Annotated in this window: 12 protein-coding genes and 1 pseudogene (1 of these 13 only partly in view); 2 read left to right on the forward strand and 11 right to left on the reverse strand. The window is 62.0% G+C overall.

Going from position 1 to position 14381, the window contains the following annotated elements; genetic code table 11:
• Window positions 1–1431, forward strand: a pseudogene (locus ACIOUG_RS20345) (AhpA/YtjB family protein); it begins 75 nt to the left of the window's first position.
• A gap of 291 nt (window positions 1432–1722) precedes the next feature.
• Here the strand turns inward: ACIOUG_RS20345 and ACIOUG_RS20350 are convergent.
• The 9 genes from ACIOUG_RS20350 to ACIOUG_RS20390 all read right to left on the reverse strand — a co-directional run bounded on the left by ACIOUG_RS20350 (window position 1723) and on the right by ACIOUG_RS20390 (window position 11178).
• Window positions 1723–2433, reverse strand: coding sequence for a membrane integrity-associated transporter subunit PqiC (locus ACIOUG_RS20350; RefSeq protein WP_401068160.1), 711 nt, complete (start codon window positions 2431–2433; stop codon window positions 1723–1725).
• Between the two features lie 187 nt (window positions 2434–2620).
• Window positions 2621–4885 (reverse strand): DNA topoisomerase IV subunit A, encoded by a 2265-nt coding sequence (parC, locus tag ACIOUG_RS20355; RefSeq protein WP_401068163.1) that lies wholly within the window; start codon window positions 4883–4885, stop codon window positions 2621–2623.
• 7 nt (window positions 4886–4892) lie between these two features.
• Window positions 4893–5417: a TIGR02281 family clan AA aspartic protease gene (locus ACIOUG_RS20360; protein ID WP_401068165.1), complete on the reverse strand. Its 525-nt coding sequence runs from the start codon at window positions 5415–5417 to the stop codon at window positions 4893–4895.
• The gene (locus tag ACIOUG_RS20365) at window positions 5414–6403 is read right to left on the reverse strand and encodes an esterase-like activity of phytase family protein (protein WP_401068167.1); all 990 of its coding nucleotides are present in this window, start codon (window positions 6401–6403) and stop codon (window positions 5414–5416) included. The genes ACIOUG_RS20360 and ACIOUG_RS20365 overlap by 4 nt, the downstream gene beginning before the upstream one ends.
• Window positions 6403–8310 carry a DNA topoisomerase IV subunit B gene (parE, locus tag ACIOUG_RS20370; protein ID WP_401068169.1) on the reverse strand — a complete coding sequence of 636 codons (1908 nt, stop codon included), beginning with the start codon at window positions 8308–8310 and terminating at the stop codon, window positions 6403–6405. The genes ACIOUG_RS20365 and parE overlap by 1 nt, the downstream gene beginning before the upstream one ends.
• Window positions 8311–8352: 42 nt before the next feature.
• Complete coding sequence (locus tag ACIOUG_RS20375) at window positions 8353–8961, reverse strand: YqiA/YcfP family alpha/beta fold hydrolase (RefSeq protein ID WP_401068171.1); 609 nt, start codon at window positions 8959–8961, stop codon at window positions 8353–8355.
• 241 nt (window positions 8962–9202) lie between these two features.
• Window positions 9203–10018, reverse strand: a complete 816-nt coding sequence (gene cpdA / locus ACIOUG_RS20380; protein ID WP_401068174.1) for a 3',5'-cyclic-AMP phosphodiesterase — start codon at window positions 10016–10018, stop codon at window positions 9203–9205.
• A gap of 99 nt (window positions 10019–10117) precedes the next feature.
• Window positions 10118–10570: a DUF1249 domain-containing protein gene (locus tag ACIOUG_RS20385; protein ID WP_003221062.1), complete on the reverse strand. Its 453-nt coding sequence runs from the start codon at window positions 10568–10570 to the stop codon at window positions 10118–10120.
• Entirely contained in the window at window positions 10561–11178 is a 618-nt protein-coding gene (locus ACIOUG_RS20390; RefSeq protein ID WP_401068176.1) for an NUDIX domain-containing protein, read from the reverse strand. The genes ACIOUG_RS20385 and ACIOUG_RS20390 overlap by 10 nt, the downstream gene beginning before the upstream one ends.
• A 228-nt stretch (window positions 11179–11406) precedes the next feature.
• On the opposite strand from ACIOUG_RS20390, the gene ACIOUG_RS20395 reads away from it, so the two are divergent.
• Window positions 11407–12153: an RsiV family protein gene (locus ACIOUG_RS20395; RefSeq protein ID WP_401068178.1), complete on the forward strand. Its 747-nt coding sequence runs from the start codon at window positions 11407–11409 to the stop codon at window positions 12151–12153.
• On the opposite strand, the gene cytX is transcribed toward ACIOUG_RS20395, so the two are convergent.
• Together cytX and ACIOUG_RS20405 are read right to left on the reverse strand one after the other, a co-directional pair.
• Window positions 12122–13414: a putative hydroxymethylpyrimidine transporter CytX gene (gene cytX, locus ACIOUG_RS20400; RefSeq protein ID WP_401068181.1), complete on the reverse strand. Its 1293-nt coding sequence runs from the start codon at window positions 13412–13414 to the stop codon at window positions 12122–12124. The genes ACIOUG_RS20395 and cytX overlap by 32 nt on opposite strands.
• Before the next feature lie 201 nt (window positions 13415–13615).
• A partial coding sequence (locus ACIOUG_RS20405; protein WP_401068183.1) for a phosphomethylpyrimidine synthase ThiC occupies window positions 13616–14381 on the reverse strand: 766 nt, incomplete at its 5' end.

A 14381-nucleotide genomic window follows, 5' to 3' on the forward strand; every position in this document is an offset into this window, starting at 1 on the left:
CGCATTGCCAGCCAAAACGTGATCCTGGTCGCTCTGGCCCTGGTGATCTAAGCCGGGGTGATGGGCTTGCAGTTCAAGCAGGCCATGCACGAGCAGGCCGATGCGCTGGGCGAAAGCCTGACCACGCAGACCGCCACCTCCGCCACCGAACTGTTGGTGTCCAACGACATCCTCAGCCTCAACGTGCTGCTCAACAACCTGACCAAGAACAAGCTGGTGGCCCACGCGGCTATCTATAGCGTGGACAACCGCATCCTCGCCGAATCCGGTCAGCGCCCCAAGCACAGCCTGCTGGGCGAAGCCGAAGGCATGTACGAGAGCAAGATCACCTTCCAGGACGTGACCGCCGGGCAACTGCGCATCAGCCTGGACATGGATCAGTTCCAGCAGCCGATGACCATCAGCCTGCAAAGCATGGGCATTCTCAGTGCGATTCTGTTGGCGCTGTCGCTGGCCCTGAGCCTGCGCATGGGGCGCTACCTGTCGACGCCGCTGCTGCAACTGCGCGTGTGGCTGCGCAACATCGACGAATACACCCCGGGCACCGACCGTCAGGACGAGATCGGCGATCTGGCGCGGCAACTGCACGCCAACTTCGCTCCGGAGCCTGCGCCTAAACCCGAGCCCGAGCCGGAACCCGAGTTCGAAGAAGAGGATGAACCAGAGTTCGAAGTGCGCAACCTGCGCGATCCGAGTTTTGACGAAACCCGCCCGATGGCCGCGCAGAAACCGGCGCCGCGCCACGTGGTCAGCACCGTTGAAGACGATGATGACGACGAAGATCCGTTTGCCGATCTGCGCGACGAGTCGCTGACCGAAGCCGCTCCAGCGGCCCCGCGTCAGGCGACCCCGAGCGTGCCGCAACACAGCGCGGTGCTGGCAATCCAGCTGGGTTCGCAAGAGCAACTGCGGCGCCTGCCGCGTGCCCGCCTGGAAGAGTTGCTGGAGCGCTACCGCGACTGCCTCGATCAGGCCGCCTCGCTGTATCAGGGCGAAATCGAAACCTTGAACGATGGCAGCACACTGATGCTGTTCCACACCGAAGACAGCGGTGATGACTACCTGACCAATGCGATCTGCTGCGGTGAATTGCTGCGCGCGCTGGGCCATCAGTTGCAGATCGAAGTCGCCGACAGCGGCATCACCCTGCAATTGCAGTTGGGTCTGACCCTGGGTGATGACCTGTTCGGTCTGAGCCAGATCGACCTGCTGCTGACCGATTCGGCTCAGGATGCCCTGGCCCTGTCGCAGCACAGTCGCAACCTGCTGCTGGTCGAGCGCAAGATCGGTGACGACGGGCTGATTCGCCAGCGTGCGCGGATCCGCCCGATTGCCAGCCCTGAAGGCGCCTGCTGTGTCGAGCGGCTGATGGAGCCTTATCCGTCGATGCTTGAGCGGCAACTGGCGCGGATGCATGAGCGCCGGGCGTAAGGCTTAGGCAGATACACAAAAGCCCGCGGACGAGTGATTGTCTGCGGGCTTTTTTGTGGCCTGTTGAAAAGCGGCAGCTCCTACATAGGATCGTCGTACCCCCCTATATCTTTTGCCGTCTGTCCGGGCCTCTTCGCGAGCAAGCCCGCTCCCACAGGGTATGTGCCCGCAGCTGATCAAATGTGGGAGCGGGCTTGCTCGCGAAGGCGCCAGCGCTGGCGACAAGGATCCCCAGCCCCAGACACAACAAAGCCCGCACAAGGCGGGCTCTGGTTTGACGCTGATTCAGCCTTAGAAGCGGAACACTTCCATATCGGTACGAATCGGCGAAGCCATCGGGATCTTCGGCTGCTTCTCGGCTTCCGCCGCCGGCGCTGCCGGTTTAGGGGCGGCTTTACGCGGCGCCTCAGCCACCGGTGGCTGGTTGGCCAATGGTTTGAGTGCCACCGACAACTGCTCGGCCAGACGCTGCAGCAAAATCCCCTGCGCCTGCACCTGCGAAGCCGTAGTACCGGCATGCAGCTCTTGCAGGTGGACGATGCGGTTGTCGCGCACCTGACCACGACGGTCGATCAGACGCCATTGCGCATCGAGAATCGCCGGTTGTTTCTCACCGGAGTCCAGGCGCGTGATGGTCAGCAATACCTGCACATCCGGGGTAAAGCCCAGAGTGGCAGGTGCCAGCACCACACGCTGGCTGTCCAGATGACCGGCCACCTGACGCATCAGCAATTGATCGATATCCGACGAAAGGCTGCCAGCCCAGCGACCATCGGTCGAAGCTTGCAGACTGCCGTCAGGTTGACGTTGCAGCAGGGTTTCGCGTTGCAGGTAATCAGCCACGATTACCGGCCCCAACAAAACCGCCATGCCTGCGCTTTGCGCAGGTTGAACCGGACTTCCGCTGTCCAGTTGATACAGCGACACCGGTTGGTGAACGCTGCAGCCCGCCAGGCCCAAAACCCCAGCGAGCAGGAAAATAAGGGGGCGCAGAGCAGTCATCATCCCGTCCAGGTGGTCGCCACAAGGCTGACCACAGTGAAAATACTCAATAAATATGAAGAACGCTCGGCCACGCCGGCGCTTGGAAAGGCCATATCATCCGTGAATATGCGTTCCGACTCCAGCGCCAAAGCGTCGATCTACGCGTTAAATCGTAGAACGACGCGTCTAGGGGAGGTGTTCTGGCCTAATTGAGGTTTTCGACGAGCAGCGCATCCACCCTCTGAAAGCCACGTGGCAACTTGTTGCCACGACGTCCGCGCTCACCTTTGTAGTGCTCAAGGTCTTCGGCTTTCAGTTTGTATGGACGTTTACCTGCTTGCAGGATCAACGTAGCGCCCGCGGGAATGACCGCAATGTCGGTGACAAACTCCTCACGGCTGGCGACACGGTCACCCGGCACTCCGATGATCTTGTTGCCCTTGCCCTTCGCCAACTGCGGCAAATCGCTGATATTGAAGACCAGCATCCGCCCCTCGCTTGTCACGGCGGCCAGCAGATCATTCTCACGATCGGTCACCGGACGCGGCGCGATCACCTTGGCGTTGTTCGGCAAGCTCAACAGGGCTTTACCGGCCTTGTTCTTGGCTTGCAGGTCTTCGCCCTTGACCACGAAACCGTAACCGGCATCGGAGGCGATCACGTACAGCGCATCGTCTTCCGGCATCAGCACGCATTCGAAAGTCGCACCCGGTGGTGGCGTCAGCCGTCCGGTCAACGGCTCTCCCTGGCCCCGGGCCGATGGCAAGGTGTGCGCGGCCACCGAATAGCTGCGACCCGTGGAGTCAATCACCACGGCAGACTGGTTGGAGCGACCCGCCGCCGAGGTCTTGAAGCCATCGCCGGCCTTGTACGAAAGGCCCGTGGCGTCGATGTCATGCCCCTTGGCCGAACGGATCCAGCCTTTTTCCGACAGCACGACGGTGACTTTCTCGTTCGGCAGCAGATCGTGTTCGGTCAGCGCTTTCGCTTCAGCGCGCTCGACGATGGGCGAACGACGGTCATCGCCGTAGGTTTCAGCGTCTTTCAACAGCTCGGTGCGCACCAGCTTCTTCAGCTTGGCTTCGCTGCCCAGCAGGGCTTGCAGCTTGGCTTGTTCCTTGAGCAGTTCATCCTGCTCGTCGCGCAGCTTCATCTCTTCCAGGCGCGCCAACTGCCGCAGACGGGTGTCGAGGATGTAGTCGGCCTGAATCTCGCTGAGGGCGAAACGCTCGATCAGCTTGGCTTTCGGGTGTTCCTCGGTACGGATGATGTGGATCACTTCATCCAGGTTGAGGTAGGCAATCAGCAAACCGTCCAACAGGTGCAGGCGACGCTCGACCTTGTCGAGGCGGAATTGCAGGCGGCGGCGCACGGTCAGCAGGCGGAATTCCAGCCATTCGACCAGCAACGCACGCAGGTTTTTCAGCTGCGGCTTGCCGTCCAGACCGATGATGTTGACGTTGACCCGGTAGGTCGACTCCAGCTCGGTGCTGGCGAACAGATGCTGCATCAGCGCTTCGTGATCGACGCGGCTGTTGACCGGAATGATCACGATGCGGCACGGGTTTTCGTGGTCGGATTCGTCACGCAGGTCAGCGATCTGCGGCGCTTTCGACGGCTTGGCCTGCATCAGCGCGGCGATCTGCTCCAGCACTTTCGCCCCGGAAACCTGGTGCGGCAGCGCGGTGACGATGATGTCGCCGTCCTCGACGTGGTACACGGCACGCATGCGCACCGAGCCTTTGCCGGTTTCGTACATTTTCAGCAGGTCGGCGCGCGGCGTGATGATTTCCGCTTCGGTCGGGTAATCCGGGCCCTGAATGTGCTCGCAGAGCTGTTCGACCGTGGCTTTCGGCTCATCGAGCAGGCGCACGCAAGCGGTGGCGACTTCGCGCAGGTTGTGCGGCGGTACGTCGGTGGCCATACCGACAGCGATGCCGGTGGTGCCGTTGAGCAGGATGTTCGGCAAACGTGCCGGCAGAACCAAAGGTTCCTGCAGGGTGCCGTCGAAGTTCGGGCCCCAGTCGGCCGTGCCCTGGCCCAGTTCGCTGAGCAGCACTTCGGAATAGCGTGACAGGCGGGCTTCGGTGTAACGCATGGCGGCGAAAGACTTCGGATCGTCCGGCGCACCCCAGTTGCCCTGGCCGTCGACCAGCGTGTAGCGATAGCTGAACGGCTGGGCCATCAGCACCATCGCTTCGTAGCACGCCGAGTCGCCGTGCGGGTGGAACTTGCCGAGCACGTCACCGACGGTACGCGCCGATTTCTTGTGCTTGGAATCGGCGTCCAGCCCCAACTCGCTCATCGCATAAATGATGCGCCGCTGCACCGGTTTCAGGCCGTCGCCGATATGCGGCAGAGCACGGTCCATGATCACGTACATGGAATAGTTGAGGTAGGCATTTTCGGTGAAGTCAGCCAGCGATCGGCGTTCTACGCCATCTAAGCTGTCTGCAAGGATATCGCTCATGCGGGCCTCATCGGTTCGTTGTCTGGCGCAGCAGCATGGTGCCGCCGCGCTGAGTAAATTCAAGTTTGTTCAGGGCGCTCATGCCGAGCAGCACCTGATCGCCATGCAGCCCCGGCGCCACCAGTGCGCGGACATCCCGCAGCACGATGTCGCCCAGTTGCAGGCGGTCGATTTTGGTCCGGTAGCCCTGGCTCAGGCCGTTGGCCGTGCTCAGGGTCACACCGAAACCTTCTTCCAGTTTCAAGCGTTTGGCCAGATCCGCCGGGATCGCCACATCGGTGGCGCCGGTGTCGAGCATGAACTCCACCGGTTCCCCGTTGATCTGCCCGCTGGCGACAAAATGCCCTTGGGCGTTGCCGGCCAGCTTCACTTCGATCACGCCGTCATGCTGCTCGGACGTGATCACTACGTTCGGATTCTGCTGACGCTGTTCCCATTCGCCGAAAAACCGCGTGGCCAGAAACAGCCCCGCGCACCAGGCCAGAATCATCAACACCCGGCCGGCGCGCTTGCCCGGCGGTTGCTGACTCACGGCTTGGCGCTCCAGCCGCCTTCAGGCGCGGCGAAGCGCCAGACAATCGGGCGAACCTCACCGTCGGCCCGCGGGCCGAAATTATTGTCGACGCCGACCCACGCACCCTCAGCGTCAACGATCAGTGCCTCTTCCAGCCCGAAGTTCTGCGCGTAACGGCGGTTGGCCTGCAACAGTTCAGCGGCGTACGACCAGCAACGCTCGACCTTGGCGGTCTGCGCATCGCGCCGACAAATCTGGAAGGCGTTGCGTTCAAGGGTAAACAGTTTGCCGTTGAACAACGAAAGGTCGGAAAAGTCGCGGTCGACCGCTTTGGCATGCGGGAACTGCGGCGGCTGCATCTCCTTGCCGCCCTCGCTGAGCAGCACGCAACGACCGTCGCAATCCCACACCGTCTGCTGACGCTTGATCAGCAGCAAGCCACGGCTTTGCCGTTCGGCGGCCAGCCACATCTGATCGCCCGCCGGGTTGATCGCCAGACCTTCGAAGATCGCATTGAAATGCAGGAGCATGCCACTGGCCCGCGCTTCGCGAACCATCATCGGCGAGATCTTCAGCCAGTTCACCGGGCCGCTGACGGGCACCTGCAAGACCGCCGCGTGGCCTTCGCTGACAATGTAGCGATTGCCGGCGCTGTCGCAGCTGATGCCTTCGAAATCCAGGTCGCCACCGCGCACGAACGACGCGGCCCAATTGCGCGAGCGCAATCCCCACGGCAAACCGGTCTCCGGCACCGGCGGCACGTCGATGTGCAAGGCTTCGGCCTGCCAGACCTTATCGGCGGTATTGAGCCGATAGATCTGGTCGTCATCGCGGTCCGACACCGTCCACAACTCGCTGCCACACATGGCCAGCCCCGACAGGTTACCGCCGCGCATGCCGTCGACCGGGTGTTCCGAGAGCACGCGCAGTTCCTGGAGCGGTTCGGCCGACACACTCATCGCACTCAGCAGCAACGCACCCGCCAAGGCCCAGCCAAACCGCATCAGGCCGTCACCTCGGCCAGGTTGCCCTTGGATTCGAGCCAGCTCTTGCGGTCACCGGCGCGTTTCTTCGCCAGCAGCATGTCCATCATTTCCGAGGTCTCGGCAAAGTCCTCGCCCAGCGTCAGTTGCACCAGGCGCCGGGTGTTCGGGTCCATGGTGGTTTCACGCAGCTGCGGCGGGTTCATCTCACCCAGACCTTTGAATCGGGTGACCTGCGGTTTGCCGCGTTTTTTCTCGGCCACCAGACGGTCGAGAATCCCGTCGCGCTCGGCATCGTCGAGGGCATAGTAGATTTCTTTGCCGAGGTCGATGCGGTACAGCGGCGGCATCGCCACGTAGACGTGACCGGCATCCACCAGCGGGCGGAAGTGCTGGACGAACAGCGCGCACAGCAAGGTCGCGATGTGCAGACCGTCAGAGTCGGCGTCGGCGAGGATGCAGATCTTGCCGTAGCGCAGCTGGCTCATGTCCGCAGCGCCCGGATCGACCCCGATGGCCACGGCGATGTTGTGCACTTCCTGGCTGGCGAGCACTTCGCTGCCGTCGACTTCCCAGGTGTTGAGGATCTTGCCGCGCAACGGCAGGATCGCCTGAAATTCCTTGTCCCGCGCTTGCTTGGCGGAACCACCGGCGGAATCACCTTCGACCAGGAACAGCTCGGAACGCATCGGGTCCTGACCGGCGCAGTCAGCCAGTTTGCCCGGCAATGCCGGCCCCTGGGTCACGCGTTTGCGCTCGACTTTCTTGCTCGCCTTGAGGCGGCGACCGGCGTTGTTGATCGCCAGTTCGGCCAGCGCCAGACCGGTTTCCGGGTTGGCGTTGAGCCACAGGCTGAAGGCGTCCTTGACCACACCGGAAACGAACGCCGCCGCTTCACGGGACGACAGGCGCTCTTTGGTCTGCCCGGAGAATTGCGGTTCCTGCATCTTCATCGACAGGACGAAAGCGATGCGCTCCCAGACGTCTTCCGGCGCCAGCTTCACGCCGCGCGGCAGCAGGCTGCGGAATTCGCAGAACTCGCGCATCGCGTCGAGCAGGCCCTGACGCAGACCGTTGACGTGGGTACCGCCCTGCGCCGTCGGGATCAGGTTGACGTAGCTTTCCTGCACCGCGTCGCCACCCTCCGGCAACCACAGCAGCGCCCAGTCGACCGCTTCTTTATTACCGGCGAGGCTGCCGCAGAACGGCTCGTCCGGCAGGCGCTCGAATTCGCTGACCGCGTCCACCAGATAGGAGCGCAGACCGTCTTCGTAATGCCACTCGACTTTCTCGCCGGTGCCTTTGTCTTCGAAGCTGACCAGCAGCCCCGGGCACAACACAGCCTTGGCCTTGAGTACATGCTTGAGGCGGCTGATGGAGAATTTCGCTGAGTCGAAGTATTTCGGGTCCGGCGCGAAGTACACGCTGGTGCCGGTGTTGCGCTTGCCGACAGTACCGACGACTTCCAGCTCGGTGGCCTTGAAGCCATCGGCGAAGGTCATCTGGTATTCGTTGCCGTCACGTTTCACCCGTACCCGGACTTCGGTCGACAGGGCGTTGACCACGGAAATACCCACCCCGTGCAGACCGCCGGAGAACTGGTAGTTCTTGTTGGAAAACTTGCCGCCCGCGTGCAGCTTGGTGAGGATCAGCTCGACACCCGACACCCCCTCTTCCGGGTGAATGTCCACTGGCATGCCGCGACCGTCGTCGCTGACTTCCAGAGAGTGATCGGCGTGCAGAATGACCTGCACCGATTTGGCGTGGCCGGCCAGGGCTTCGTCGACACTGTTGTCGATGACTTCCTGGGCGAGGTGGTTCGGCCGACTGGTGTCGGTGTACATGCCGGGGCGTTTGCGCACCGGGTCGAGGCCCGAGAGGACTTCGATGGCGTCGGCGTTATAAGAGCTAGCGCTGGGAGTGGCCATAGGGTCTCGTCGTCAGTGATTCAATGAAAAAGGGGCAAGACTTCACAGTGCGGTGAAATCGATTGCCTGATACAAATCGGCGCCAATGCCGGCAAAACTCAGCAACGCCGGCAATTGCCCGGCAAAACCCTGGTAACTGTGGTCGCCGCCGGCCTGAATGCGCAGGGCACAGGCCCGGTAATACTGCTGGGCGAGGCGATAATCCAGTGTTTCATCGCCGGTCTGCAACCACACCTGATAACGCTGCGCATCCATGGGCGCCGGCACTTCCAGCTCGGCCAGGGCCTTCACATGGTCGTGGGTCAATTCCCAGGTCTCATCGGTATACAGGTTTTTCTGCGTGCCCAGGTAGCCGTCGAACATCCGGTGCGGGCTGACCGCCGGGTTGACCAGCAGGGCTTTCAAGCCGTGGCGCTCAGCCAGGTGAGTCGCATAGTAGCCGCCGAGTGAGCTTCCCACCAGCAACGGCCGGCCCAGCTCGGCAATCGCCTGCTGCAACTGACCGATGGCTTCACGCGGATGGTGATGCAGCGCCGGGACACGCAATTGCTCGCTCAAACCCAACCGCTCCATCACCTCGACCATCTGACAGGCCTTTTTCGAGGCCGGGGCGCTGTTGAAACCGTGGATATAGAGGATCGAACCGGACATTTGAGCTCCCTGGGTGTCGGCGAAAGATAGCGGAGTTTACAGGGAGAAAGCCCCTCACCCTAGCCCTCTCCCGGAGGGAGAGGGGACTGAATGGGGGATATTCAAGAGCTACACCGACTTGAGCGAGTTTCAGCGAATCCATAATCGACACATTCTTTCAGGTCGATGGATAACGCCAGACACCTCGGTCAGCTCCCTCTCCCTCCGGGAGAGGGCTGGGGTGAGGGGCTCTTGATCGAAATCAGTAGCCTTCGGAGCCGTAATCGACAGTGAATTCGAAGTCGGTAACGCGCTCCACGCCGGTTTCGAGCCGACCATCGGGCAACAGCCGCAACCAGCGATACCCCGGCGCCTGCTCACCGACCTTGAACTCTTCGCTCCCCGGCTCGAACTGAATGCAGGTCGACGGCGAAGCCATCAACCGCACGCCGTTGCGCTCGCGGTCGATTTCCTGATGCACATGCCCCCACAACACCGCACGCGCCTGTGGAAAACGATCCAGCACGTCGAAAAACGCTTCCGGGTTGCGCAAGCCGATCGGCTCCGCCCAGGCACAACCGACCGGCACCGGATGATGGTGGAAACACACCAGATGATGGCGCTCCGGCGCTTCGCTCAACGAGCGCGCCAGCAGTTGCAACTGATCGTCCTGCAGATAACCCGGGACAGAACCGGGTACCGCCGAATCGAGCAGGGTCACCCGCCAGTTGCCGATATCGACCACCGACTCCAGCAACGCACTTTGCACCGCCGCCACCGCCATGATCTGCGGCTCGTCGTGATTGCCGGGAATCCAGCGCGCCGGCGCGTCGATCTGCGCGGTCATCGCACGAAACCGCTGATACGACTCCAGCGTGCCATCCTGGGAAATATCCCCCGTGGCCAGCATCAGGTCGATCCGTGGCTGCTGCTCGAGCACCTGCTCAATGACCTTTTGCAGGCTCTCTCGGGTGTTCATGCCCAGCAGCGTACCGTCCGCCTCGGCGAACAGATGGCTGTCGGATAACTGCACCAGCAACGCCGGATCGGCGGTGGTCAACGTGGATACGCTCGGCAAGGCGTTCTCCCAAGGCAAAAGCACGGAATCGGTTGAATGCCGCAATTATGCTGGGGCTTGGCCAAAAGGGGAAACCGCCGAACCGGACGCAGTTCACAACTAGCGTACGACTTCGTACTCGTGCCCCAGGGCCAGACAGTGGCTCAGCCATTCCCCCAGGAACAGATTGAGCTGGGCCTTTTCATCCGGCTGATGCATCGCGGCGTTCGGGTAAGGATAGATGCCGCGAAAGCGTCGTGCATGTTCGGCGCTGATCACCTCGGCCATGCGCGCATCGTGGTAGACCTGCACTTCCAGCTGCGGCACCGGCAGCCACGGCAGGCTGTGTTCCTGGCGCACCTGCAAGGTGGTGGTGTAGGGGCAGGTCTGCAGCACTTCGAGGGCCAGCACGCCGAGCATCTGCTCGCCCTGGGTCACGGCGATGCGCCGCGCCTCGGGCTCGTTGCGCATGTCCGGCACCAGTCGCATCAGGCGCGCGTAGTTGGCCTCGCAGGCGGCTTGCAGCCCGGCGAGGTCGACTCGATAACGATCGCGCAGCTTGTTTACGACCATAACCCCCTCACTTCGGCGCGGTTCAGCGCCAGCCATTGCAAGGCGATGATGCTCGCCGCGTTGGCAATACGTCCGTCACGCACGGCCTGCAAGGCATCTTCAAACGCCCAGACCGTGACGCGGATATCTTCTGCTTCTTCCTCCAGCCCATGCAGGCCGCCTACGCCGTCGGTACTGCAATGCCCCAGGTACAAATGCACGAACTCGTTGCTGCCGCCCGGCGACGGGAAATATTTGGTCATCGGCCACAGGGCCTTGATGTCCAGCCCAGCTTCCTCCTGCGCCTCGCGGTGAGCAACTTCTTCCGGCACTTCAGCCTTGTCGATCAGACCGGCGACCAGTTCGACCAGCCACGGGTTGTCGGTCTTGCCCATGGCGCCGACGCGAAACTGCTCGAGCAGCACCACTTCATCACGCTGCGGATCGTAGGGCAGCAGGCACACGGCATCGTGGCGCACGAAGACTTCGCGGTTGATTTCGCGGCTCATGCCGCCGGCGAACAGTTCATGGCGCAGGTGCAAGCGATCGAGCTTGTAGAAGCCCTCGTAGCAACGCTCGCGCTTGACGACATCGACGGTGGCCGGCGTGGCGGTGGCAAAATCAGTCATAAGCATCCTCTTTCCTGCAAATCCGATACGAGGTTGCTTTTTGTGACCTGCAACCTCGACTTCGCGCCATCCTAACGCGCCGATGAAGATTGATGCAGCCCCTTTACCATCAGCGGGATGGACGGTGGAGGCGAAACCCACTCTAATTAGCTTAGTGGCGAACTGACTGCTTCGGTGTGAGTCGAAGCGGATAACTTTTTGCCTTCCCCTGTTTCAGAAAGGACGCCCATGTCGCTTTTCAAAATTGCCTCCGTGGCTGCAATCGCCCTGACCCTGGGCGCTTGCTCGAGCCTGTTCCAGCCCAGCTACCGCACGCCGCTGGAAACCACCCGTGATGCATCGGAAACCTTGAAACCCGGCTGTTCCAGCGCGGACTGCCCACTGGTGAACATCGATACCCTGCGTTTCCCGGCGGAGCCGGCACTGGACGGCATCATTGAAAAACATCTGCTGCAAATGACCCGCATCGAGCCGAATGCTCCGGTGGCGCCAACGCTGGCCGCCTATCGCGAGCAGTTCCTGCGCAGCGCCCCGCCACACTACGGCAGCTATCTGCAAGCCAGGGTACGTGAGCAGCATGACGGCTTGGTGATTATCGAGTTGTCGAGCTACCTCGACACCGGCGGCACTCACGACGTCCCGGGGCGCGGCTTCATCAACTATTCGCGTCAGCAGCACAAAGTGCTGAACCTCTCGGACATGTTGCTGCCGGGTCAGGAGGAGGCGTTCTGGAAAGCTGCACAAGTGGCCCACAACAGCTGGCTGATCAAGACCCGGCTCGATCAGGAACCGGAATTCGTCAAGAGCTGGCCGTTCGTGAAAACCCCGAACATCGCCCTGACCACCAACGCCGTGGTGCTCAAGTACAACGTGAGCACCATTGCGCCATACGCGCTGGGTCTGATCGAAATGTCGATCCCCTATTCGCGCCTGAGCGGCATCCTCAAGCCTGAGCTGGTTCCTGGCCGTAACTGAAGGCCCGGCCCAGCACCCAGTGCAGCAACCCTGCCAGCACCAGCGCCGGCAGGGTCGCGCCGACATCCGGATACAGATTCGCCAGCAAGTGGTAGGTGCTGATCCCGCCCAGCCACGCCAGCAGCGCCGGCCAGCGCAATGCGGCTGACGCAATTTGCGCCCGGCGTTTGCGCAGAATGAAGTGATCGACCAGCACCACGCCGAACAGTGGCGCGAACACCGAACCGATCAGCAGCAGGAAGTTCTGGTACTGCGCCAATGGTGCCAGCAGAGCGATCAGGGTGCAGAGCACGCCGATGGCCAACGCCAGATGTTCGACTTTCAAGCGCAACAGAATCCCGCTCGAGACCGCCGCCGAATGAATGTCGGCGAATGCATTTTCCGACTCGTCCAACAGAATCAGCAGCAGCGGAATGCCCAGACCGGCACCGGCCAATGCCAGCAGCAACGCGTTGACTTCACCGCTCGGCGCAAACGCCAGGGTGTACGCAACGCCGAGGCTCATCAGCCAGAAATTGCCGATAAAGAAACCGATCGCAGTGCCGCCGAAGACGTTCTTCGCACGCTTGCCGAAACGCGAGTAATCGGCGATCAGCGGCAGCCACGACAGCGGCATCGCGATGGCAATGTCGAAGCCCACGGCGAACGGCATCGAACCGTCCCCGGTACGCGCCCAGAGTGCCGCCAGATCAGCCTTGGCGAACAGATTCCAGGTCAGCCAGATGCACGCCGCCAGAATCAGCCAGATGCCCCACTTGCGCAGAATCTTGCGCACGAACGTCAGCGGCCCGCTGACTGCGAGCAGGGTCGCCAGCGCACCGAAGCACAAGGTCCAGAGCATCGGGCTGGCCCACAGCGAACCTTCGCTGAACGCACGGGTGCCGAGCAGGCTGGCTGCATCACGCATGACGATGATTTCGAACGAGCCCCAACCGATCAGTTGCAGCAGGTTGAGCAGCGCCGGCAGGCTCGCGCCTTTGCTGCCGAGGCTGAGCTTGAGGGCGGCCATCGACGACAGGCCGGTGTCGCTGCCGATCACCCCGACTGCTGCCAGCAATAGCACGCCGACCAGGGTGCCGAGGAAGATCGCCAGCAGTGAACCGGACAAGCCCAGACCGGGCGCGAGCAAGGCACCGGTCTGCAGCACCATCAGGCCGATGCCGAGGGAAAACCACAGGGAAAACAGATCGCGACCGCCGAAAACCCGCTTGTCGGCGGGTACGGCGAGGTCGGGGGAATAAGTGCTGGGTTGAATGCTCAAGGGTGTTATCTCAGAGGGACATTTGTTGTTGTGTGTGATCAAGCTGGCCCACTTGTGGCGAGGGGATTCATCCCCGATGGGCTGCGAAGCAGCCCCAAAACCTGAGAATGCGGTACATCTGAGGGATCCGGTTCTCAAAATTGCGACTGCTGCGCAGTCGATCGGGGATAAATCCCCTCACCACAAAACATCAGCCAGGGATCAGACTTTTTTGTACAGCTGACTGCCTTCCTTCTTGAACCGCTCGGCCTGTTCCGCAAGGCCCTGGGCGACGTCCACGTCGACCGCGTCGATCCGCTGGTTGGCCGCGTACTCGCGGACTTCCTGAGTGATCTTCATCGAGCAGAATTTCGGCCCGCACATCGAGCAGAAATGCGCGACCTTGGCCGAGTCCTTCGGCAGGGTTTCATCGTGATACGAACGCGCGGTGTCCGGGTCCAGACCGAGGTTGAACTGGTCTTCCCAACGGAATTCGAAACGCGCCTTGCTCAAGGCGTTGTCACGAATCTGCGCGCCCGGGTGGCCCTTGGCAAGGTCGGCGGCATGCGCGGCGATTTTGTAGGTGATGATCCCGGTTTTCACGTCATCCTTGTTCGGCAAGCCAAGGTGTTCCTTCGGCGTCACGTAGCAGAGCATGGCGCAACCGAACCAGCCGATCATCGCCGCACCGATACCCGAAGTGATGTGGTCGTAACCCGGCGCGATGTCGGTGGTCAGCGGGCCGAGGGTGTAGAACGGCGCCTCGTCGCAGCACTCCAGCTGCTTGTCCATGTTCTCTTTGATCAACTGCATCGGCACGTGGCCCGGGCCTTCGATCATGCACTGCACGTCGTGTTTCCAGGCGATCTTGGTCAGCTCGCCGAGGGTTTCCAGTTCGCCGAATTGCGCTTCGTGGGTGGGGGGGGGGGGGGGGGGGGGGGGGGGGGGGGGGGGGGGGGGGGGGGGGGGGCGGCGCCGGGGGGTCGGG

The organism is Pseudomonas sp. NPDC087803 (assembly GCF_044742995.1).
Classification (GTDB): domain Bacteria; phylum Pseudomonadota; class Gammaproteobacteria; order Pseudomonadales; family Pseudomonadaceae; genus Aquipseudomonas.